The sequence below is a fragment of the Azoarcus sp. KH32C genome, from assembly GCF_000349945.1.
Lineage (GTDB): Bacteria > Pseudomonadota > Gammaproteobacteria > Burkholderiales > Rhodocyclaceae > Aromatoleum.
This window is the reverse complement of the sequence record NC_020516.1, coordinates 2949080-2971987: the sequence shown is the minus strand read 5'-3', so window position 1 is coordinate 2971987 and position 22908 is coordinate 2949080. Positions and strand designations below refer to the sequence as shown.

Genomic DNA, 22908 nt, shown 5'->3' with positions numbered 1-22908 from the left:
ACCGCATAATTTCGTTGCAGAAATAAAGATCCCCCTGCGCGAAATTGCTTCGCAGCCGGCTGCCACCTCTCGGTCAACGTCATATCTCGTAACGCATATCCATTTTGGCACCGCTGTAATGTGCACGTGCACATTCGGGATCGGTGCTTCCGCCGTCCGGTGTTTCGGCATCCGCAAGGACTCGGGCACGCGGGTTGCCCGGTCCACAGACGCTGCCGTGGTTTTCCATTACAGGATTGGCGGCGTACGAACCGAATTGGAGGACTTTGAAATGCAACCGACAACGACAGAACCGACCATCATCGGGGCGGCAGAACAGGGCGCCGAACAGATCGAAAAGCTTTCCGGCAACGCGCAGGAGACCGTGAATCGGGTCGCCGATGCGACCGCAGCGCGTGTCAGAGATTTGGGAATGAAGGGCGAGAAGATGCGCCAGCAATGGATGGACACGCAAGAGCAGTGGGTCGGAAGCGCGCGCGAGTACGTACGCGGCCACCCGATCGCTTCCGTCGCGATTGCTGTGGGAGTCGGGTTGTTGCTGAGTCGCCTGACTTCGCGTCAATGAAGAATTGAGGGCAGCAGCGTTTGCGGCGCCGGCCAGCGGAGCGAGGAAGGCCTTGAGAAACTACGAAAAGGAACTGCTGGCGGCCGAAACACGGGTTGCCGAAGACCGCCGGGCCCTCGAATCGGCAAGCACTCAATGGCTGCGTGACAAGCGCGACGCCGCAGTTTCCGGCCGGGGCCTGATGGCCGCCGTAGCCGCAGGTTTCACGCTCGGAGGCTTCTTGAGGAGGCGACCGAGGAAACCAAAAGCGGGGGGCGGCGGTCTTCTTACTTTAGTGGCCGGTATCGCCGCTGCGGCAATCAGGGCGCGTTACGGCGACCCATGGGCCGCAACATCGACGTTGCTGCTCCATCGCGGTATTGCGCGCGCTACGGCTCGGCCTCGGAAGAACGGAAATTCATACTCCGTGAAGGGATGAGAGCAGAGCACCGTGGCCACCATAGGTAGTGCAGACGCCGTTTCTCCGCCCGCAGCGGGAACCGCCGTCCACTCGGACATTTCCGCAATGTCTTCGAGGTGGGTTCCCGCCGGATCGGGGGCCCGTGCCGCGAAATTGCAGCATGCGGGGCGTTGGACTCGCGCGGTGGTTTCGCTGATGGCGATTTTTGCCCTGCTCGCGTGGGCGACGGGTCTCCAGGACTTCTTCTCGATCAGCGTCGGCTCGACGCCGATCCAGGCGGGCAGCGTGCTGGCGCTCGGCATCCTGTCGTTTTCGCTGCACGCCCTGGCCCAGCCGGTCGACTCGAGGAGGCGATGGCTGGTGGTACTCGCGTCGTCCGCACTCGTCATGCTGGCGTTCGGCGGACTCGCACTGAACGTGGGCATGGTGCGCGAGACGCACTCCGCCTTCCCGCTTCTTGCCGCGCTCTTCGAACCGTCGCCGATTCTCGTCGGCGCCCCCTCGTGCTACCTGCTGCTCGGCATCTCCATGATCCTGGCGACGCTCGAGGGGCGCCCGGCGCGCGAATGGTCGCAGTTCCTTGCCGTGGCTGTTGCGGGAATCGTGCTCGTCGCGCTGGTGGGACTCACGGTGCGCCTGGTCCGCGTAGATGTGGAGTTGCCGTCCCTCAGTATTCCCTTGCCGATCGCCGTCGCCTTGCTGGCTGCGAGTTTCAGCATCCTCGCCACGCGGCCGGCGGCGCGTCTCGTCAAGTTGCTGGAGCACGACTCGCCCGGCGCGCTGGTGGTCCGCCGCCTCGTCCCCATGGCCATCGGTCTGCCGCTGGTGGTCGTATTGGTGCAGACACTCGGACTACGTGCCGGCTGGTTCGAAAGCACCGAAAGCGAGGGCGTGCTGACGGTCTCCGCGATCGTCGCAGCGGTCGCGCTGATCTTGTGGATGTCGGGCCGGCTCGACGAGATGCACCTTTCGCGCTCGCGCGCCGAGCAGCGGGCCGAGACCGAACGGCAGTGGCTGGAAGTCACGCTCGCCTATATCGGCGACGCCGTGGTCACGGTCAACGACGAAGCGCGCATCAGCTTCATGAATCCTGCAGCCGAGGCCCTGACGGGCGTGAGCGCCGCTTCTGCCGTCGGGGAGTCTGTCTCGAAGCTTGTGGCCCTGGTGGACGGCCCGACCGGCCGTCCGCTGGGCTGCCCGCTCGACAGCGCCTTCATGCTCTCGCATTCCGTGTCGGTCAAGGGCGAGCCGGCAGTCCGCCGCCGCGACGGCACACTGCAGGCGGTCGAAGTGACGGCGACACCGTTCAAGGACGAGCGGCAACGCGTGACCGGCGGCGTCATGGTGCTTCGCGACGTCAGCGCGAACCGTGCCCGCGAGCATGCCGAGCGCGAAGCCTACGCGGCGCTCGACCGACGGGTCGCCGAACGCACGCGCGCGCTTGACCGCACGATGTCGGTGCTGCGTGAAAGCACGACGCTGCTGATCACCATCGCGGCGAGCACCCCGGAACTGATCGTCGCCAAGAGCCGTGACGGCCAGATCATGATGATCAACCCGGCGGCGCTGCAGGCGATGGGGCTCAACCGGGCGCAAGTCGTCGGTCGCAAGGAAGAGGAGATCTTCGGCGACACTGAGGAAACCCGGCGTGCCGCAGAGAACGACCGGCGCGTGATCGAGACCGGCCGCCCCGTCGTCGTCGAGGAGCGGCGTACGGTACGATCGGAAACGCGCACCTATCTCGTCACCAAGTCACCCTTGCGCAACGCCCAGGACGAGGTCTTCGGGCTCGTCGGCGTGGCGAAGGACATCACCGAACGCAAGCGCGCGCAGCACGATCTCGAACAGTTGCTCGTCGCCGAACACCACCTGCGCGGCGAGGCGGAGCGGGCCAACCGCGCCAAGGACGAGTTCCTCGCGATCGTTTCGCACGAACTGCGTTCGCCGCTCAATGCGCTGAAGGGCTGGAGCCAGGTCCTCATCGGGGCACGCACCCCCGACCCCTCGCTCGTCGCCCGCGCCGCCGAGGCGATCAAGCGCAACATCGACCACCAGACCCGCCTGATCGACGACCTGCTCGACACCTCGCGCATCATCAGCGGCAAGCTGGAGCTTCATCTGCATCGCGTCAATCTGGTCGAGGTGGTGAACGCCGCGCTCGAACTCTCGCGCGATCCCGCGAAGGCCAAGAACCTCGAGTTGGGCTTTGCCTGCGAGTGCGAGGAGGTCTGCGTCGACGGGGACTTCGACCGCCTGCAGCAAGTGTTGAGCAACCTGCTGTCGAACGCGATCAAGTTCACGCCGGAAGGCGGAGAGGTCCAGGTGCGCCTGCGCATGACATCCAAATGCGCGGAGTTGTCGGTGTCCGATACCGGGATCGGCATCGAAGCCGACTTCCTGCCCCACGTGTTCGACCGCTTCAGCCAGGCCGACACCTCGATGACGCGCCGCTACCTCGGGCTGGGCATCGGCCTCGCGCTCGTGCGCAACCTCGTCGAGCTGCACGACGGCACCGTTCAGGCGACGAGCGCCGGAGAGGGGAAGGGCTCCATCTTCACGGTGATCCTTCCCCGTGCGCGCGAGCAAGGCGGCGCCGGCGTCATGAAGCGGGAAGTGTGCAAGCCGTCGCGGCGGACCTTGACCGGCGTGACCGCCTTACTCGTCGACGACGACCCGGACGCACGGGAGGTCATGCGGCTGATCCTCGGACGCGCGGGCGCCCGGGTGCTGGACTTCGAGTCGGGCGAAGCGCTGTTTGCTCAATGGGAACTCGCGGGCCCGCTGTCCACGCCGACGGTGCTCCTGCTGGACATCGCAATGCCGGGCGACAGCGGCTTCGAGGTGCTCGGGCGAATCCGCTCGATGGGTGGCTCCGACATCCCCGCAATCGCGGTGACGGCCCTCACGCATCTCGACAACGGGCAGTTCTCCGGTGCCGGCTTCAAGGGCAAGGTCGGCAAACCTGTGGACGAAGAGTCGCTGGTGAACGCCATCACAGCCGTGCTCAATGGAAGCGGCGGCGAGATCGAGGCGCTTCCCATCCACGACGGCGAATATCGGGAAGCCTAGGCCCGAGCCGCAAGCCCGGAACTACACGTCTCTGTAATTCTTACCGTCCGTGGCGCGGCCACCTCCCGGGGCGTGACGCATCCTCCTGCGGCACGTCGATTGCTGGATGTCTTTATCCCGTGGCGCATCCGGCACGCAGCAGGGTGCGTGGGAATCCACCCGAACGCAGCCGGCCACCAAACGGAACGAGTAGCGCCACGGCAGCGCCTCATGCGCTCGTTCCAGCCGCAATTTCAATGCAGGAGGAATGAAAATGGCAAGCATCCATGCCCCAGGCACAACCCAGTCGACTCAGACTCCGATCGTCGGCGCCCCGCGTGACATACCGGAAGGTCCGGGTCCCGACGTGATGGCCGCAAGCACGCTCGAAGGCGATAACGTCGTCAACCGCTTGGACCAGGATCTCGGCAAGATCAAGGAAATCATGCTCGACGTACGCAGCGGCCGTATCGCATATGCGGTGCTGTCGTCCGGCGGCTTCCTCGGAATGGGCGACAAGCTGTTCGCAATTCCCTGGTCGGCACTGACGCTCGACGTCGGACGCAAGTGCTTCGTCCTGGACGTTGACGCCGATCGCCTGAAAGCCGCACCGGGCTTCGACAAGGATCATTGGCCGACGATGGCCGATCCGACGTGGGCGCGCGAAGTCCACGCCTACTACGGGCAACGCGCCTACTGGGAAGTGAGCGACCTGTAAGCCAGGGTCCTCACGATCCAGCGCCCGTGCAACCGGGGCCGGTCCGCCGGCCCCGGTTGCGTTAAGGCCTTCCCCCCAGACCTCTCTCGGCCGCCATGCCGGATTCCGCCGGTTCCACCTCCACGGCCGGTTTCGTCTTTCATCTGCTCCGCTCAGCGCTGATGCGCTACCGGCAGAGAACCCTCGTCGCCCTGGTGCTCGTCATCCTCGCGAAGCTCGCTGCGGTCGGCGAGACGGTGAAGTACTACACGAACGAGGTCTTCGAACAGCGGCGCTTCCGCACGATCCTCGACCGATAGCTTCCCCCTGCGCCCCCCACCGACCAACGCTCGGGAGTTGAAACCATGCACGAAGCGCATCGCACGCCAATCGGCAGCCACTACGTGACCCAAGCCCTGGCTCGACAGGCCGTCGCCCTCGTTTCGCCGATGATCGATGCGGCCATGCAGGACCGCTCCGTCGTCGGCAGCGGCTTTCTCTATCTGGTGATCATGAATCCCGGGATGCCTGCGGGCAGCGTGCCGTTCGACGAGGCCGTGCTGCACGAGCATGCTTTCGGCGACCGCAACGCCTGGGACGCGGATTACGCGGCCTTCGCGCGCGCCAAGGCGCTGTTGAGCTGGAGAAGCGGGCGCGACGGGCACGAGATGCAGCAGCTGTATCCGCAGCTACTGCGGCCCCACGACACGGTGCTCACCGGTGGCGTCTGCATCGACGGGATCGTGGTCGGAGCCAGCGGAGCCTTTCCCGTCTACGACGAAATGTTCGCCGGCACTGTTGCGGTATGTCTGCGCGCGCTCGCGCGCCAAGCGCGCATGGCGGAAGCCGCGGGCGTCTCGCTCGACGTTCCCCGCGAATGAACGCATCGGAGACGATCATGAACACCACACCAACGAAAGGCGATCCGCCTGCCGAACCGACGCGGAAGGGACCGGGCGATCCCCAACCGGTGCCGCCGAAGAAGCCACCCCGGGAGCCACCACCGGGAGGCAAGCCGAAGCAGGCGGGCCGCGGCTCATGACTGCCATTGCCCGAAGTGCTTTCGCGGCAAGGGAGCCAGCGCCGGGCCTTCGATGACTTCGCCGGTGACGTCGAAGCGGCTGCCGTGGCAGGGACAATCCCATGTCTTCTCGGCGGCGTTCCAGTGGACGATGCACTTCATGTGCGTGCACACGGGTGAGACTCCGGACAGGTTGCCGGCCGCATCGCGGTAGGCCGCAACCTTCTCGCCTCCGACTTCCACGACCGCGCCTTCGCCCGGCCGGATCGTCGCCGCCCGCGCTTCGGGGCGTCCCGCATAATCCTGGATCAAGGCCTTGGCGACACCGAGACTTTCCTCCAGCACGCCCAACGCGGCCCTCACGGGTTCGATACGTCCGGCCCGGTAGATTTCGGCCCATGGGCTGGGGCGTCCGACGATCTGGTCCGTGATGATGGCCGCCGCGAGCGTGCCGTAGGTCAGGCCGTCCGGCCCGAAGCCGGTCGCGATGTGAAGATCCGATGCGTGGCTGCGGCCGATGTAGGGCAGGAGGTCGGCGGCGCGATAGTTCTGCGCCGACCACCGATGGCTCACCTCCGCGACATCGAAATGCCGCCGCGCGAACTCCTCCAGGCGCAGAAAGGCGTCGACGCTGTCGTGCTGGCCGACCCGGTGGTGTTCGCCCACGACGATGAGGTACTCCTGACCGCCCGCGCGCAGGCTGCGGATCGAATGGAAATAATCCCCCAGTCCCCAGAAGATTCCCTGCGGATACGGACCTTGGTTCAGCCTCGCGGCGATCCCGTATTCGCGGTTAGGCAGCATTTCGGCGTGAACCAGGAAGCGCCCCTTCGGAGAATGCGTCGCGAGCACGATGTCGCGTGCGCTGACCACCCCGCGCATCGTGTGCAGCGTGTGCGACTGTTCGTCGATGTCGATCACGGCCGAACGCTCGTAGATGCGGCAACGGTCGGAGGCGATCCGTTGCGCGAGCGCCTGCAGGTAGGCGAGCGGATGAAACTGGGCCTGGTTCTCGATGATCAGCGCGCGCCGGCTCTCCACGGCGATCGGCGCTGCGTCCGCGAGGCGCGCCGGCAGGCCGACATGGTGCGCGGCGAGGTATTCCCGTTCGACCGTCTCGGTCGCCGCGGCAGTCGTCGCGTAAAGGTGAAAATCGCAGCGCTCGAATCCGACCTCGGCAGGGAGGGCCCTGGCCGTGCGCTCGATCAGGTCGACCGCCTGGCTGCGCGATTCGGCCACCGCCCGCATGACCTGCCGATCCCATTTGTCGCCGATCGCGAACAGTCGCTCGCTGACCACACCATATAGGTTGCCCGTCGAGTTGCCCGTACTGCCCAGTCCGATCGAGCCCGCTTCGAGCAGCGCGACGGACTTGCCTTCCTCGGCCAGCAGCATCGCCAGCGTGAGCCCCGTGATGCCGCCGCCGACGATTGCAACGTCGACCGTCGCCCGGCCTTCCAGCGGCGGAAACATCGTGTTGTCCGCCGTGCCCCGCCAGATGGAAATGGTGTCCATGCTCCCTCCTACACGCTACGAGCAGTTCTTACCCCTTCCGTGCCAACTCGTAGCCCTGACCCGAATGCGTTCGAGACCGCGGAGGGCCGCATTCGCGATACGTCCCGCCACCGAATACCCAAGTCGCCGAGCAATCGCGGTGCCGGAGCAAGGGCCCGCATTTTCCGTCCCTCGGCGCGTGCGGGCCCCCCGGTTGCATCGATTTTCGCGGGACCGGGCATCGGCTCGGGACCGGAAACAAGGAGCAAGATCATGCTTAGACGCGCAGCACTCATCTTTGGCGCCGCCTTCATCGTTGCCGGACTGCTCGGCTTCGTCGAAGCGGTCGCGCCTCATCGGGATCCCGGAGGCGATGCCCTCCTGTTCGGGATCTTCGCGGTGAACCCGATTCACAACGCGGTCCACCTGATCTCGGGAATCGTCGCCATCATCGTCGGACTCCGCAGCGACGCCGCGAGCGCGACCTACTTCCGGGTCTTCGGCCTGATTTATGGGCTGGTCACGATCGCCGGCATCTTCGTCGGACACGGCCTGCTGCTGGGCATGGCCCACAACCCGGCCGACGTCGCCTGCACGCGATCGTTGCCGGCGCAGCGCTGTACCTCGGTTTCGGACCCGTTCCGCACCACCCGCGGCACACGGCGCATCACGCCTGACAGGAAGGCTACTGGTAGCTGACGGAATAGTCGTCAAACGCCCGCAGCGCCAGTTCCGCATCCTGATCGGCCCGCAGCGCGAAGGCGTCGAATCCGCAACGCCGCATGAAGTACAGCTGGTCGCGCAGCACGTCACCGACCGCCCGCAGTTCCCTGCGGTAGCCGTGACGCTCACGCAGCAAGCGTGCGACCGAGTAGCCACGGCCGTCCGTAAAGACGGGGAAGTTCACGGCGATCAGCGTCAGCCGGTCGAGGTCGGGAAGCAGGGCGTCGAAATCGTCGTCCGGCTCCAGCCAAACACCGCTGCCGGGATGCGGCACCTGGCCCGCTTCGCGCCATTCCAGCCAGCGGGCGAGCGGCACGAGCTGAGCCGCATCCTCGACGATACCCTCGTTAATCTTGATCACGGTGCCCATCGGCGCCTCCGTAGAGATGTTGTTTGAAGGGATCGGCGCCGATGCGGCGCAGCGTGTCGATAAAGCGTTCGCCCTCGCTGCGTTGCCGCCGATAGACGGTCACCACTTTCTCGACCACTTCGGGGATGTCGGCGGCCTGGAAGGACGGCCCGATGATCCTGCCGATCGCAGGCGGGGCGTCCTCGCTGCCGCCCAGCGTCACCTGGTACCACTCCTCGCCGTTCTTATCGACGCCGAGGATGCCGATGTTGCCGATATGGTGATGTCCACAGGCATTCACGCAGCCCGAAATGTTGAGCTCCAGCGGCCCGACATCCTCCAGCGCTGCTTCGTCGGCGAAACGCCGCTGGATCGCTTCGGCGATCGGGATCGAGCGCGCATTCGCGAGCGAGCAGAAGTCGCCGCCCGGGCAGCAGACGACGTCCGTCAGCAGGCCGATATTCGCGGTCGCAAGTTGATGGCCGACGGCGGCCTGCCAAAGCGCAAGGAGCTCGGCGATGCGAACCTGCGGCAGCACGAGGTTCTGCTCGTGGCTCACACGGATCTCGCCGGCGCTGTATCGATCCGCGAGATCCGCGGCGGCCTCCATCTGTGCGGCCGACGCGTCTCCCGGCGGGTTGCCGGTCTGCTTCAGCGACAGCGTCACGATCGCGAGACCGGGCAGCCTGTGTGCGGTCACGTTGCGCGCCAGCCAGCGCAGGAAAGCCGGTTCGCCGTTGCGGGGCAGGGCGCTTTCGCCATCGGCCGGAATCTCCGGGGCGCGAAAATGCCGCTCCATCGCGTCGAAGCGCGCATCGTCGATACTCGCCTCGCCACCGCGCAGGAACTCCCATTCGCGCTCGACCTCGGTAGTGAAGGCTTCCGGCCCGAGTTCTTTCACGAGGATCTTGACGCGCGATTTGTACTTCTTGTCGCGCCGGCCGTAGCGGTTGTAGACGCGCAGGATCGCATCGAAATAACTCAGCAGCTCGCGGCGCGGCAGGAAGGACTGGATGCGGTGTCCGACCATCGGGGTGCGCCCGAGCCCGCCGCCGACATAGACCTCGAAGCCGATCTCGCCATCCTCGCGTCGCACCGCCCGCGCGCCGATGTCGTGGAAGCTGACCGCCGCGCGATCGTTGCGGCTGCCGGTGATCGCGATCTTGAACTTGCGCGGCAGAAAGGTGTATTCCGGCGACAGCGTCGACCACTGGCGCACGATCTCGCAGTAGGGGCGGGGGTCGAGCACCTCATCTGCAGCGACGCCGGCGAAGGGGTCGGTCGTGATGTTGCGGATGCAGTTGCCCGAGGTCTGGATCGCGTGCATCTGCACCGTCGCGAGCTCGGCGAGGATCTCCGGCGCGTCTTCGAGCCGCACCCAGTTGTACTGGATGTTGCAGCGGGTCGTGAAGTGGCCGTAGCCGCGGTCGTATTCGCGGGCGACGCGGGCGAGCATCCGCAGTTGCGTCGCGGACATCGTGCCGTAGGGAATCGCGACGCGCAGCATCGGCGCGTGGCGCTGGATGTAGAGCCCGTTCTGCAGGCGCAGCGGGCGGAAGTCGTCTTCGGACAGTTCCCCGGCCAGGAAGCGGCGCATCTGGTCGCGGAAGCGGACCACGCGCTCGTCGACCAGGCGCTGGTCAGTTTCGTCGTAGCGGTACATGGCGATCTCGTGGAAGTCTGGATGGGTCAGGGCAGCAGGAAGGAGCTGCGCTCGGTCACGTGCGTCGGCTCGCCGTCGAGGGCTTCGATCTCGAACTGCAGCGGCTGGACGCCGGTCTTGCCGGGCTCGGGCAGCGCCGCGACGGTCACCGGCAGGGGCAGCACGCTACCGGCCGCGACGTGGATGACGTCGGCGCCGACGATATGCGCCTCGGCCGGTCCTTCGACGCGGATGTGGAAGGCGCGTGGCTCTTCGAGCATGTTCACGACCTTCAGCATGTAGGTGTTCTCGACGCTGCCGTCCGGCTTCTCGCGCATCAGCGCATTGCGGTCGCGCAGCACGTCGACCTGCAGCGGCACGCGATTGGCGAGCATCCACGCACCGAGCACCGTGAACACCGCCAGCACGCCGACGTACACCAGCGAGCGCGGACGACGCAGGCTGGCGAGCATCGGCGCGCGGGGCTGGGCCGCCTTCGGCGCCGCGAGCTCGCGCTCGGAGGCAAAGCGGATGAGCCCGATCGGTGCGCCGATGCGCGTCATCACGTCGTCGCACGCGTCGACGCACAGTCCGCAGTTGATGCACTGGTATTGCAGACCGTCGCGGATGTCGATGCCGGTCGGGCACACCTGCACGCACAGGCTGCAGTCGACGCAATCGCCGCGCGTAGCAGCAGCCGTCTGACCGGTGCTTGCGAGCTTTGCCGTCACCGGTGTCGTCGCCTGCGTCATTGCGCCCGCACGTCCCTTGCGCGGCTCGCCGCGGCGCGCATCGTAGCTGACGGTCACCGTTTCACGGTCGAACATCACGCCCTGGAAGCGCGAGTACGGGCACATGTGCATGCACACCATCTCCCGCGCAAATCCGGCCTGCAGATACGCGAAGCCTGCATAGAAGAACACCCAGAAGCCTTCCCACGGCCCGAGCTCGCCGGGCCCGAGATTGAACAGCAGCTCGCGGATCGGCGTGAAATAGCCGACGAAGGTGATGCCGGTCCAGAGCGCAATCGCCAGCCAGATCGCGTGCTTGGCGCCCTTGCGCGCGAACTTGTGCAGGCTTGGCGGCGCCTGGTCGAGCTTCATCCGCGCGAGGTGATCGCCTTCGACCTTGTTCTCGACCCAGCGGAAGATCGCCGTATACACCGTCTGCGGACAGGCGAAGCCGCAGAAGAGCCGCCCGGCCACTGCAGTGACGAGGAAGAGCCCCGTCGCCGCGAGCACCAGCAACAAGGCCAGCAGCAGCGCATCCTGCGGCCACAGAACGAGGCCGAAGAGGTAGAACTTGCGCTCGGCGATATGGAACAGCAGGGCCTGCCGGCCGTCCCAGTCCAGCCAGCAGGCGCCGTAGAAGACGATCTGCGTGATCCAGACCATCGCCCAGCGCAGGCTGTTGTAGCGGCCGGCAACGGTGCGCGGATGGATCTTGCCCGTCTTGCGGTAGAACTCGATGCGGGCACCCGTTGCCCGCGATGATGTCGTTTGCATGATGACGTCCCCGCTGCAACCCACAGCGCGCGTGGAATACGGCGTCGGGGCAGTGGCCGGAAGTACACCATCCGGGCGCGAAACGTAACAGTCCCAGTTGTTTTGATTTTCGAGCGTAACAGTTTGCTGCCGACGCCCTGTGGAACCATGGCCGATCTATGCAGGCGCTATAATGCGAGCGACCTTCCGCCCGGAGCCCTGCATTGGAAACCGACCAGGCCGAGTCGCCCCCCGTGATCCCGCCCAAAGCCGACGGACTGCTCGCCGAACTCGGATGCAACCTGCGGGCAGGATTCCTGTTTCTCGCGCTCCATCCTGCGGCGGCGCGTTCGCTGCGAGCGTCGGTTCCGCAGCTGGTCTTCCTGTTCCTGCTGGACATGGCGGTCAGCGGCGCGCTCGATTTCCTGCGTGTCGATGGCGCGGGCGAATTTAATCCGGCCGGCGTGCTGCCGCTCTTCTTCGGAATCCCCTGGCTGCTGCTCGCGGCCTGGATCACCGCACGGGCGGCGGGGGACGAAAGCCGGACAGTCGCGGGCGCCGTCGCGCTCGCCGCGCTATGGCTCGCCGTGACTGTCGTATGGGGAGGCCTGAGCCTGCTGCCGGAACACACCTGGCGGTCCTTCGGCGAGGCTGCGATGGTCGTCTGGTGGGCACCCTTCGGCCTCGGCCTCATCGCATCGGTCCTCACGCTCGTGCGCACAGTCGGCCTCGGACGCGGCCGGCGCTTCGCGGCCCTCCTGGCCACGATCTTCCTGATCGGCCTGCCGCCCTTGCTGATCGAGCAGAAGGAATCCCTTTGGGTCGCCCACCGGGATCTGTCCGTCGACGCCGCCGCACGCGAACGCCGCATGCGCAGCACCAACGAATCCGTGCTGTATGCGCAGCCACACTTGCTGGAGGAGGCGCTGGACCGCGTCAAGCCGGGGCGTGCCGGCGTACCGGAGCTCTTCCTGCTCGCGGTCGGCGGCCACGGCGGGCAGGACGTCTTCCTGCGCGAAGTGCAATCCGTCGAAGCGCTGTTTCGTGAGCGCTTCGACACCGCCGGCCACAGCATGATCCTCGTCAATAACCCGGCGACGATCTCCGAGCGGCCGATCGCCAGCGTCACCGCGCTCGAACGCAGCCTCCGCGTGATCGGACAGCGGATGAACCGCGACGAAGACGTGCTCGTGCTCTTCATGACCTCCCATGGCTCGCCCGAACACCGCTTCGACCTCAGCCTGTGGCCCTACCGCTTTGACGACCTCACGCCGGAACGACTGCAGCAGATGCTGAAAGCGGCCGGCATCCGCTACCGCGTGGTGGTCGTCTCCGCCTGCTATTCGGGCGGCTTCGTCCCGCCCTTGTCCGGCAACGACACCCTCGTGATCAGCGCGGCGCGCCGCGACCGCAACTCGCACGGCTGCAGCCACGAGGCGGACTGGACCTTCTTCGGCCGCGCCTTCTTCGACGAGGCGCTGCGCAACACCCATTCGTTCGAAATGGCCTTCGAACAGGCAAAGCGCACCGTCGCCGCACGCGAAGCAGTCGAAGGGCTGGAAGCCTCCGAGCCGCAGATGGCCGTGGGCAACGGCATCAGGGTCGCGCTGAGCGCTGTCGAGCGTCGGCTGGAGACGGGCGGACGGCCGCGGCATCCGTAATGAGGATGGCGCGGAAGTCGTTCACGTTGGTCAACGTCGGTCCGGTGACGATGGAATCGCCCAGCGCACCGAAGAATCCGTGGCCGTCGTTGTCGTCGAGACTCTCCTTCGGCCGGATCCCGAGTTCCCACGCGCGTTCGAGCGAATCCGGCGCGAGATAGGCACCGGCGATTTCCTCCTGCCCGTCGACGCCGTCCGTGTCGCCCGCGAGTGCGTGGACGCCCGGATGCCCATCGAGCGCGACGCCCAGCGAAAGCAGGAACTCCACGTTGCGCCCGCCGCACCCCTTGCCGCGCACGGTCACGGTGGTTTCGCCGCCGGAAATCAGCACGCAGGGCGCCTTGAACGGCTGGCCCCGCTCGGCGACCTGGCGCGCCAGACCCGCCATCACCTTGCCGACGTCGCGCGCTTCGCCTTCGATGCTGTCGCCGAGAATGTGGGGCGTGACGCCGGCTTCGCGCGCGACTTGCGCCGCGGCCTCCAACGCCATCTGCGGCGCGGCGATGATGCGCACCTCATGACCTTCCAGACGCGAATCGCGCGGCTTGATCGACTCGCCGCGGTCGGTTTCGAGCACCGCGCGGACGTTGGGCGGGAGCTCGATGCCATAGCGGCGGACGATCGCGAGCGCGTCGTCGCAGGTGGTCGGATCACCGATCGTCGGGCCCGACGCGATATCGCAGGGGTTGTCGCCGGGAACGTCCGAGATAAGCAGGGTGACGACCTTCGCCGGGTGGCAGGCCGCGGCGAGGCGTCCGCCCTTGATCGCCGAGAGGTGGCGCCGCACGCAGTTCATCTCGCTGATCGTCGCCCCCGACCTCAGCAACTCGCGGCTGACGAACTGCTTGTCCTCGAGCGTAATGCCGTCGAGCGGCAAGGCGAGCAGCGCGGAACCGCCGCCTGAAATCAGACACAGGACTGTATCGTCGGGCGTCAAGTCGCTGACGAGGGCACGGATGCGCTCCGCCGCCGCGAGCCCGGCCGCATCCGGCACCGGGTGCGCCGCCTCGACGATTTCGATTCGCTCGCAGGGCACGCGGTAGCCGTAGCGCGTGACGACCAAGCCGGAGAGGGGCCCCGGCCAGGTGTCTTCGACCGCACGCGCCATCGCCGCCGAGGCCTTTCCGGCCCCGATGACGATCAGGCGCCCCTTGGGGGCTTCGGGCAGATGGGCCGGAATGCAGTGCGCCGGTTGCGCCGCCTCGATCGCGGCCTGGAACATCCGTTGGAGCAGCTCGCGCGGGTCAGTTGCCTCACGCTTCGCGCCGATCGGCTCGGCCAGCAGTCCCTTGATGGGCATCCATGTCTCCTGATGATTGACGTTCTACGAACAATGCTCGGCAATGGTAGGGGCGCAGGAAGGCAGCTTCATCGTGCATAGACCCTAATTTACTCAACTAAAAATGGATGATAATTAGGCATCTGCACAATATCCTTGAAGAAGCGCAAGCACTGGGAACCGCGATGCCTGCAATCAAACCCGAACTGGCCCAGGAAATCGTCGAGCGGACGATGAAGATCATCCCGTTCAGCGTGAACGTGATGGACACGCGCGGCATCATCATCGCGAGCGGCGAGGCAGGCCGGATTGGCGATCTCCATGCCGGGGCCCAACTGGTGCTGACACGCCAAGGCACCGTCGAAGTCGACGCCGCCGCGACGCAGAAGCTGCACGGCGCCAAGCCCGGCATCAATCTGCCGCTGATCGTCCGCGGCGAGATCTGCGGTGTCGTCGGCATCAGCGGGCATCCGGATGAAGTACGCCAGTTCGGGGAGCTCGTCCGCATCACGGCGGAAATGATCCTCGAACAGGCGCAGTTGATCGGAGAGTTGCAGCGGGAGAAGGGCTACCGTGAAGAATTCGTGTATCAGCTCGTCAGGCGGACCGGGATTTCCGATGCCGGCCTGGAGGCCTGGGCCGGGCGCCTCGCCATCGACATGCATTCGGCACGGGCCGCCTTCGTCCTGGAACTGCCGGAAGATGCCCAGCGTCCGGATCTCGCACTGATGGCACTGCAACGCACCCAGTCCGAGCTTTCTTCACGCTGGTCGGAAATGCTCACCGCCGTGCTGAGCCCGCGCGAACTCGTGATGCTCGATGCTTTCGACGCATCCGCACCCCGCGCCGCAGTGACCTCTGCCGCCCGCAAGCGGTTGCAGGCCGTTCACGACGTAATCAACGCAGTCTCGGAAACACCCTTCGTCCTGTCGATGGGGATTTCCCTGCCGGGCGTCGAAGGGGTGGCCACGTCGTACGAATCCGCGCGCAAGGCGGCCCGGGCAGGGCGGGTGCGGAATCGGCAACGGAACAGCTTCTGCTACTACGACCTCAGCCTGCCGGTGCTGCTCGGAAGCCTCGACTGGGGCTGGCAGGCGGAACAGCTGCGCCAACCGCTATCGCAACTCGAGACCTTCGACCGGACGAGCGGTATGCTAATGAGGACGCTGGCCGCCTGGTACGCCAACGACAGCCACGCGCTGCCGACCGCGAAAGCGCTGCACATCCATCGCAACACGCTCGACTATCGCCTGCAGAAGATCGGCGAGCTGACGGGACTGGACCTCGCCAACATCGACGACCGCCTGCTGCTCTACGTCGCCCTGCAGCTCAGGGAGCAGGGCGCGCTCTGATCGCGGTAAGCGGCGGACCCTCACGCGTCCGGCTGCCGCTCAGAGCACCCGAAAACCATGGGTGCCGTCGCGCTCCAGTTGCGCGACGAGCCCGAATTCCCAGTCCAGGTAGCCCTGCATCGCGTCGCGCGCATTGTCCGTGCCCTCGTAAGGGCGGCGATAGCGGTCGAGCGGTGGCGAGAGAAGGCGCGTCGGGCCCGATTCGAGCTCCCGGCCGGCGGCACGCCATGCGGCCGTGCCATCAGCGAGGACGTCGATACGTGCATCCTGGCGCAGCGCGGCGAGATCCTGCGCCGCCAAGCGGGCCAGCCGGCCGTCCGGCGAAGTGAGCACAAAATGGCGGACGTCCGGCGCTGCAGCGAGCGCGTCGGGCAGACGTGAGCGCAGCGCGAAGGCGGCGCCCGGGATGTGCCCGCGCAGATATTCCGCACTGGTCGCGAAGTCCAACACGAGGGTGTCGATGGCTCCTGCCCGCGCGGCCAGTTCCTCGTGCGAGATTTCGGGGAATTCGGGCAAGGGCGGCAGCGACGGCTGCCACGGGCCGCGTTCGACGAAGTCCGACTCCGGAACGCCATCGATCACCCACACCTCCCAGTTCATCTGTGCGAGCCAGGAGGCCGTCATGTTCGCACGCACGCCGTCGTTGTCCGCGAGGACGATGCGCGCTCCACGCACTGGGGCCACCATCTCCGTCTCCTGCACGAGCTGGCCGCCAGCGACGTGGCGGAAGCCGGGAAGATGGCCGGCCTCGTACTCCTCGGCCGTGCGGACGTCGAAGAAATAGGTCGTGCGATCGTCCTGCGCCGACCACACTTGCAACGCATCGGGCTGCGCGTGAAGCACGCCTGCCCGGCCGGCGAGGGCGCGAGCCGATTCAGCGGCTGCGCGACGAGTCGATTCCGACACTTCGCCAAAGCGGCGCGTCTGGCCATGATCGAGCTCGAAGCCGGCGAGCGTCCAGCCTATCGTTCCATTTCGCAGCGCGGCGACCCGGTTCGGCAGGCCCGCGTTGCGCAGCGACTGCGTGCCGATGATGCTGCGGGTGCGCCCCGCGCAATTGACGATCACCAGCGTGTCCGGGTTCGGCGCGAGCTCCGGCACGCGCAACGCGAGTTCCGCGCCAGGGACGCTGGTTGCGGTGGGGATGCTCATCGTCCGGTATTCGTCGTAGCGACGCGCATCGACGATGCGGATGTCGGCGCCGGACTCGATCAACGCATGGACTTCTTCGGCGGACAGCGAAGGCGTGTGGCGGACGGCCTCGACCAGCTCGCCGAAGGCCTTGCTCGGCGCGTTCACGTCGCGGAAGAGCTCACCGCCGCCTTCCGCCCAGCCGCGCAGTCCCCCGGCGAGCAGTCCGACGTCGGTGTAGCCGAGCGCCTGCAACCGCGCCGCCGCGGTCTCGGCTTCGCCTTCGCCATCATCGAGCAACACAATCGGCACGTCGCGCCGCGGGAGCTTGCTCCACGCGTCCAGTTCGATCCGCGCGAGCGGGAAGTTCGCGGCGAATAGGGGATGGCTCTGTGCGTGGACGTCCTCTTCGCGGAGGTCGAGGAGGGCGATTTCGCGGCCTTCGATCAGGGCGCTGCGGACGTCGGCGGTTTGCCAGGTTCGGAAGGTTTCAGGCATCGATTCAGGTTCCTGCAGGATTTGCTCAGTTGTTCTTCGGCGCGCGCTTTTGGTTCAAGCATCAAGAAGTTTGAGGCGCTGAATCTTCCCGGACGGCCCCTTCGGCAGTTCCGCGAGCAGGCGGAAGACGCGCGGGGTCTTGAAACGCCCGAGATGCCGCTCGCAATGAGCTTTGAGATCGGCCTCACCGCAGCCGCTGCCGGGCTTCAACACGACGCCCGCGAGGATGTCCTGGCCGTAAAACGTGTCAGGGATTCCCACCGCGGCGGCTTCGAGCACGCCCGGGTGTGCGAGCAGCACCTCGTCGATCTCGCGCGGCGCGATGTTCTCGCCGCCCTTGATGATGATTTCCTTCAGGCGCCCGGTGATGAAGAAGAAGCCGTCGGCATCGCGATAGCCGAGGTCGCCGGTACGCAGCCAGCCGTCGGGCAGGAAGGCGAGGGCGCTTTCCTCCCCGCCCTGATAGTAGCCGCGCATGACGTTGGGGCCGCGCACGACGATCTCCCCGGGAAGTCCGTCCGGCAAATCTCGTCCGGTCGCCGGATCGACGACCTTCGCTTCGTTGCCGAAGGCACGCCCCGGGCTGCCGTATTTCCGCAACAGCGGTTCCGGCGGGTTGGCGAGGCAGGGCCCCGCAGTTTCGGTGAGCCCCATCGTCTCGATGACGCCGATGCCGAAGCGCTCCTCGAACGCTCGCTGATGCTCAGGCGGCAAGGGGGCCGACGCCGAGCGGCAGAAGCGAATGCGCGAGAGGTCGAGCCCCTTAGCGCCGGCGGGGTCTTCGAGCAGGTAGGCGATGATCGTCGGCACGACGTTGATCCAGGTGCAGCGCTGTGCGATGGCGAGCGGCCAGAAGGCGCTGGTGCTGAAGCGCCGCGGCATCGCGAGGCTGCCGCCATGATACAGCGGCGCGAGCACGGTCATGATCTGCGCGTTGATGTGATACAGCGGCAGAACGGCCAGCACGCGATCGTCGGGGCCAAGCCGATGCGCTTCGCTGACGAATCGTGCGCCGGCGAGGACGTTTTCGTGCGTCAGGAGGACGCCTTTCGGACGGCCCGTCGTGCCGGAGGTGTACATCAGCAGCGCGGGAGCGTCGGCATCCGGCGCGCCTGAGGGAAAGTTCGAAACGGCGGGTTCGTCCGCGATCCGGAGCTCGTCCGGATCTGCCGCAAGCACTTCGATTGAAGCGCCGCCGTCGGGCAGCATGGACAGCGCTTCGCCCAGGCGCTCGACCAGTTCCGGCGCAACGAACACTGCACGGCAGCCCGAGTGCTCCAGCACATAGGCGAGCTGCGCCGGTCGGGCGAGGAGGCTGAGCGGGGTGATCACATGCCCGCCAGCCATCGCGCCGACGAAGATCCGCACCGCCTGCAGGCCGTTCGGCAACAGCATCGCGACGTGGGCACCCGGCTCGACGCCGCGTGCGGCAAGCAGCGCAGCGAGCGAGCGGGCACTGTCCAGCAGGCCGCCGAACGTCATCTCGCGGCCGGTTTCGGGCGAGATGCAGTAGACGCCATGCGGAGTCTCGCCGGCTCGGGCTTCGAGCAGGGCGCGAACGTTCGGAGATTGCTGCCGACTCATCGTCCGTAGCGCTCCCAGTAGGCGCCCAGCAGCAAGGCCTCGCTCGGCACGCGCTCGGGAATCGGCTTCACGATGCGCGTGATGTTGAGGAAGTGGCGATGGTTCAGGTTGTCCGAAAAGCTGTTGCCGCCCCAGGTGCCGCAGCCCATCGACAGCGAGAAGGGCAGGCCGTTGTCGAAGGAGCCGCCGACGGCGTAGCAGTGGATCTGGTCCTGGATCACGCGCGCGACCGGGAGCTCGCGCCCGAGGCGCAGCGCCTCCGCGGCGGTCGCGCCGTGGACGCCAACCGAGTGGCCCTTGCCCTGATAGTCGTAGATGCGCCGGACCAGCGCGATCGCCGCGTCGAGGTCGGGCACACGATAGACGGTGAGCACCGGCGACAGCTTCTCGCCGGAGAACGCATACTCGGGTCCGACACCGTTCTCCTCGACGAGCAGGATGCGCGCGTCCCGGAAGATCGGTCGGTTGAGGCCCGCGATCTGCGCGATGCGTGCGGCGGATTGCGCAATCGCCGCCGGCGCGAGCTGGCCGTCGGGGAACATCGCGGCGGCGAGGGCCGCCTTTTCCTGCGGATCGAGGAGGACTGCGCTTTCGGCTGCGAGCGCGGCGAGCATGCCGTCCGCTGCGTCGCCGACGAGGATCAGGCTGTTCTCGGACGAGCAGCTCGTGGCGTTGTCGAAAGTTTTCGACTGCGCGATGCGTGCCGCGGCGGCGCCCGGACCGGCCGTCGGCAGCACGATCGTCGCGACGTTGCCGACCCCGACGCCAAGCGCCGGCGTGCCACTCTCGTAGGCGGCGCGGACGTTGGCGCGCGAGCCTGTCGCGACGACGAGATCCGCCTGGCGCATCAGCTCGTGCAGGGCCTCCTTTCCGGAACCTCCCGGAAGCTGCAGAACGAGACCCTGCGGCGCTCCGACCTTCGCAAGCTCGGCATGGATGAATTCCAGCAGCCGCGAACAGGTCGTTGCCCCCTTCGGCGAGGGCGCGAGGATGATGGCGTTGCCGCCTTTCAGCGCGTTGATGACCTTGTTGGCCGGCGTCACCGCCGGGTTCGTCGAGGGCGTGATCGCCGCGACGACACCGACCGGCCGTGCGATCTCGACGATCCCACGCTCGGGGTCGTCCCCGATTACGCCGACCGTCTTCACGCCGTGCAAGTCGCGCAACAGGCCCAGCGTCTTGCGGTGGTTCTTGCGGACCTTGTCCTCGACGCGGCCCAGGCCGGTGCTGCGGACCGCGAGCTCGGCCAGCTCGCGATTGCGTCCCGGTTCGAGGATCGCCCACGCAGCGGCCGCGACCGCCTCGTCGACCCGCGCCTGGGGCCATGTGGCGAATGCCGTCTGCGCGATGCGGGCGCGTTCGATCAACGCGGAAACGTCGGCTGCGACACTCATGCCGGCTTCCACAGCGTCACCGACGACACGCTGACCTTGCGCGGCAGCAGCCCTTCGGACAAGAAGGTATCCGCGATGCGCTGTTGCTCGGTCAGCGCGTCGGGCACCACGGCGCGCACATCGTAGCTGCGGCGGGCGTTCGCCGCTTCGACGGTCGCCGCGTCAAGTCCCCACAGCGGGGCGAGCTGCGCGGCCGCTTCCTTTGGATTCTGCTTCAGCCAGCGCCCGGTCGTCTTCAGCTCGTTGAAGAGCAGGCCGAGCACGTCGGGCGAGTTCTTCAGGAAGTCGTGCGAGGTGAGGTAGTAGCGCTGGTAATCCGCGACGCCCTTGCCGTCGGCGATCAGCCTGACGGGGGTCTGGCGTTGCGCGGCGGTGAGGAAGGGATCCCACACGACCCACGCATCGACCGCGCCGCGCTCGAAGGCCGCGCGTCCGTCGGCCGGCGTCAGGTAGGCGGGTTCGATGTCCTTGAACTTCAGCCCGGCGCTTTCGAGGAGCGCGATCAGCAGGTAATGCGAGCCGGCGGCCTTGGTCACCGCGACGCGCTTGCCCTTCAGATCGGCGACCGTGCGAATCGGCGAGTCGGCGCGCACGATCAGCCCCTGGGCTTCGGGCGAAGGCGCTTCCTGTGCGACATAGGCGAGCTTCGCGCCGGCGGCAAGTGCGAACACCGGCACGGTATCGGCGACATCCGCGCTGAAATCCACGTTGCCGAGATTGAGCGCTTCGAGGAGCGGCAGGCCGCTCGTGAACTCGTGCCAGCTCACCCGTACGCCGAGCGTTTCGAGGCGCTTTTCGAGATTGCCGTTCCCCTTGAGCAGCGTGATTAGTGTCGAGGATTTCTGATAGCCGATGCGGACCTGCCGCGATTCGGCCGCGCGCGCCAGGGAGATGGAGCTCGCAAGCGAGGCGACACCGGCTGCCGCGATCGTGCCGAGCCATTTTCTGCGTTGAAGATTCACCATGTTCGAAATTCCTGTTTCAACGGGGAGGAGGGTCAGAGCACGCCGGTGCGCAGCACGCGATCGAGGATCGTTTGCTCCAGCGCGGCGAACTCTGCGCTGCCGCGCACGCGCGGCCTCGGCAGGTCCATCGGCAGATCGAGTGCGACGCGGCCGTGTTCGAGCAGGATCACGCGGTCCGCCAGCGCGACGGCTTCCGAGACGTCGTGGGTGACCAGCAGCGCCGTGAAATTGCGCGTCTGCCAGAGCGTTTCGATGAGCTGCTGCATCTCGATGCGGGTCAGCGCATCGAGCGCCCCGAGCGGCTCGTCCAGCAGCAGCAGCGCCGGGTCATGGACTAGCGCACGGGCGAGCGCGACGCGTTGCCGCTGACCGCCCGAGAGCACTGCCGGCCACTCATTGGCACGGGACGCGAGGCCGACCTGTCCGAGCACTTCACGCGCTTTCGGCTGTGCGGCGGCCGGTAGGCCGAGCGCGACGTTCGCGAGCACGCGTTTCCACGGCAGCAGGCGCGGATCCTGGAACATGAAGCGGACGTCTCGCGCGATGCCGGAGAAGCCCCCGCCGCCGACTGCGACCGAGCCAGCCTCGGGCTGTTCGAGCCCGGAAATGAGGCGCAGCAGGGTGCTCTTGCCGCAGCCGCTGCGTCCGACGATCGCGACGAAACTGCCGGCTTCGATGTTCAGGTTGAGGCCGTCGAGCACGGTCTGCCCACCGTAGGCCTTGGATACGCCGGAGATCGCGACCTCGGCGCCACGCACGCTGCTGACGGTGCGCTGCAGGATGGATTGTTCGACTGGATTGATGTTCATTGCATTCCCCTTCAGGCGGTCGTCTGGTAGCGCGGATGCCAGCGCAGGCCCCAGCGTTCGAGGCCCTTCGCTGCCAGGTCGGCGAGCTTGCCGAGCGCCGCATAGAGCAGGATTCCGACGAGCACGACGTCGGTCTGCAGGAATTCGCGCGCATTCATCGTCATGTAGCCGATGCCCGACTGCGCCGAGATCGTTTCGGCGACGATCAGGATCACCCACATGAAACCGAGCGAGAACCGCACGCCGACGAGGATCGAAGGCAGGGCGCCGGGCAGGATAATTTCGCGGTACAGGCCCCAGCGCGACAGGCCGTAGCTCTTGCCCATCTCGATCAGGCCGCGGTCCACCGACTGGATACCGTGGAAGGTGTTGATATAGACGGGGAAGAAGACGCCCAGCGACACGAGGAAGAGCTTCGCCGCCTCGTCGATGCCGAACCACAGGATCACCAGCGGGATCAGCGCGAGCGGCGGAATGTTGCGGACCATCTGGATCGTCGAATCGATCAGCGTCTCGGCGCTGCGCAGCGACCCGGTCAGCAGGCCGAGCACGAGGCCGAGGCCGCCGCCGACCGCGAAGCCGGACAAGGCGCGCCAGGTGCTGGTGCTGATGTGGCCCCACAGTTCGCCGGACTGGGCCAAGCCGACCAAGGCCTTCGCGACATCGAGCGGCGCGGGGAGGATTCGCGTGGACAGCCAGCCCGCCGACGAGGCGGCCTGCCAAACGACGATCAGCAGGATCGGTACGATCCAAGGACCGAGCCGGTCGATGGCTGTGTGGGATTTGCGGTGTGACATCTGATTCTCCGGGCT

Annotated in this window: 19 protein-coding genes; 8 read left to right on the top strand and 11 right to left on the bottom strand. The window is 66.7% G+C overall.

The window, feature by feature from the left end; genetic code table 11:
• The first annotated feature begins 271 nt into the window (after window positions 1-271).
• From AZKH_RS26370 to AZKH_RS12965, 5 genes are all read left to right on the top strand, one after another.
• Window positions 272-565 (top strand): YqjD family protein, encoded by a 294-nt coding sequence (locus AZKH_RS26370; protein ID WP_070099119.1) that lies wholly within the window; start codon window positions 272-274, stop codon window positions 563-565.
• Window positions 566-1160: 595 nt separating this feature from the next.
• The gene (locus AZKH_RS12980; protein ID WP_015436238.1) at window positions 1161-4034 is read left to right on the top strand and encodes an ATP-binding protein; all 2874 of its coding nucleotides are present in this window, start codon (window positions 1161-1163) and stop codon (window positions 4032-4034) included.
• A 253-nt stretch (window positions 4035-4287) separates the two neighbouring features.
• Entirely contained in the window at window positions 4288-4731 is a 444-nt protein-coding gene (locus AZKH_RS12975; protein ID WP_041656151.1) for a PRC-barrel domain-containing protein, read from the top strand.
• 95 nt (window positions 4732-4826) lie between these two features.
• On the top strand, window positions 4827-5030 hold the full coding sequence (locus AZKH_RS12970; RefSeq protein ID WP_015436236.1) for a hypothetical protein: 204 nt from the start codon (window positions 4827-4829) through the stop codon (window positions 5028-5030).
• A 45-nt stretch (window positions 5031-5075) separates the two neighbouring features.
• A complete protein-coding gene (locus tag AZKH_RS12965; RefSeq protein ID WP_015436235.1) occupies window positions 5076-5591 on the top strand; it encodes a hypothetical protein in 516 nt (171 codons plus the stop codon).
• 155 nt (window positions 5592-5746) lie between these two features.
• Here AZKH_RS12965 and AZKH_RS12960 read toward each other — a convergent pair whose 3' ends face one another.
• Window positions 5747-7246 carry an FAD-dependent oxidoreductase gene (locus AZKH_RS12960; protein ID WP_015436234.1) on the bottom strand — a complete coding sequence of 500 codons (1500 nt, stop codon included), beginning with the start codon at window positions 7244-7246 and terminating at the stop codon, window positions 5747-5749.
• A 252-nt stretch (window positions 7247-7498) separates the two neighbouring features.
• On the opposite strand from AZKH_RS12960, the gene AZKH_RS26365 reads away from it, so the two are divergent.
• Complete coding sequence (locus AZKH_RS26365; protein WP_015436233.1) at window positions 7499-7924, top strand: DUF4383 domain-containing protein; 426 nt, start codon at window positions 7499-7501, stop codon at window positions 7922-7924.
• Here AZKH_RS26365 and AZKH_RS12950 read toward each other — a convergent pair.
• From AZKH_RS12950 to ccoG, 3 genes are read right to left on the bottom strand one after another with little or no spacing between them, the layout of a single operon-like run.
• On the bottom strand, window positions 7911-8318 hold the full coding sequence (locus AZKH_RS12950) for a DUF934 domain-containing protein (protein ID WP_015436232.1): 408 nt from the start codon (window positions 8316-8318) through the stop codon (window positions 7911-7913). The genes AZKH_RS26365 and AZKH_RS12950 overlap by 14 nt on opposite strands.
• Window positions 8296-9960, bottom strand: a complete 1665-nt coding sequence (locus tag AZKH_RS12945) for a nitrite/sulfite reductase (RefSeq protein WP_015436231.1) — start codon at window positions 9958-9960, stop codon at window positions 8296-8298. The genes AZKH_RS12950 and AZKH_RS12945 overlap by 23 nt, the downstream gene beginning before the upstream one ends.
• Window positions 9961-9986: 26 nt before the next feature.
• Complete coding sequence (gene ccoG / locus AZKH_RS12940; RefSeq protein WP_015436230.1) at window positions 9987-11444, bottom strand: cytochrome c oxidase accessory protein CcoG; 1458 nt, start codon at window positions 11442-11444, stop codon at window positions 9987-9989.
• Window positions 11445-11647: 203 nt separating this feature from the next.
• Here ccoG and AZKH_RS12935 point away from each other — a divergent pair, with 203 nt between their 5' ends.
• Entirely contained in the window at window positions 11648-13084 is a 1437-nt protein-coding gene (locus AZKH_RS12935) for a C13 family peptidase (RefSeq protein ID WP_015436229.1), read from the top strand.
• On the opposite strand, the gene AZKH_RS12930 is transcribed toward AZKH_RS12935, so the two are convergent.
• Window positions 13020-14384 carry a glycerate kinase gene (locus AZKH_RS12930; protein ID WP_015436228.1) on the bottom strand — a complete coding sequence of 455 codons (1365 nt, stop codon included), beginning with the start codon at window positions 14382-14384 and terminating at the stop codon, window positions 13020-13022. The genes AZKH_RS12935 and AZKH_RS12930 overlap by 65 nt on opposite strands.
• A gap of 164 nt (window positions 14385-14548) precedes the next feature.
• On the opposite strand from AZKH_RS12930, the gene AZKH_RS12925 reads away from it, so the two are divergent.
• Window positions 14549-15715: a sugar diacid recognition domain-containing protein gene (locus AZKH_RS12925; protein ID WP_015436227.1), complete on the top strand. Its 1167-nt coding sequence runs from the start codon at window positions 14549-14551 to the stop codon at window positions 15713-15715.
• A gap of 39 nt (window positions 15716-15754) precedes the next feature.
• On the opposite strand, the gene AZKH_RS12920 is transcribed toward AZKH_RS12925, so the two are convergent.
• The 6 genes from AZKH_RS12920 to ssuC are packed head-to-tail and all read right to left on the bottom strand — an operon-like array spanning window position 15755 to window position 22893.
• Window positions 15755-17344, bottom strand: coding sequence for a rhodanese-like domain-containing protein (locus AZKH_RS12920; protein WP_015436226.1), 1590 nt, complete (start codon window positions 17342-17344; stop codon window positions 15755-15757).
• Window positions 17345-17398: 54 nt separating this feature from the next.
• Window positions 17399-18928, bottom strand: a complete 1530-nt coding sequence (locus AZKH_RS12915) for an AMP-binding protein (RefSeq protein ID WP_015436225.1) — start codon at window positions 18926-18928, stop codon at window positions 17399-17401.
• On the bottom strand, window positions 18925-20322 hold the full coding sequence (locus AZKH_RS12910) for an aldehyde dehydrogenase family protein (RefSeq protein WP_015436224.1): 1398 nt from the start codon (window positions 20320-20322) through the stop codon (window positions 18925-18927). Before AZKH_RS12910 ends, AZKH_RS12915 begins: the two co-directional genes overlap by 4 nt.
• Window positions 20319-21287, bottom strand: a complete 969-nt coding sequence (locus AZKH_RS12905) for an aliphatic sulfonate ABC transporter substrate-binding protein (RefSeq protein ID WP_015436223.1) — start codon at window positions 21285-21287, stop codon at window positions 20319-20321. Before AZKH_RS12905 ends, AZKH_RS12910 begins: the two co-directional genes overlap by 4 nt.
• Window positions 21288-21319: 32 nt before the next feature.
• The gene (locus AZKH_RS12900; RefSeq protein ID WP_015436222.1) at window positions 21320-22096 is read right to left on the bottom strand and encodes an ATP-binding cassette domain-containing protein; all 777 of its coding nucleotides are present in this window, start codon (window positions 22094-22096) and stop codon (window positions 21320-21322) included.
• An 11-nt stretch (window positions 22097-22107) separates the two neighbouring features.
• Window positions 22108-22893 (bottom strand): aliphatic sulfonate ABC transporter permease SsuC, encoded by a 786-nt coding sequence (gene ssuC / locus AZKH_RS12895; RefSeq protein WP_015436221.1) that lies wholly within the window; start codon window positions 22891-22893, stop codon window positions 22108-22110.
• Between the last annotated feature and the right edge of the window lie 15 nt (window positions 22894-22908).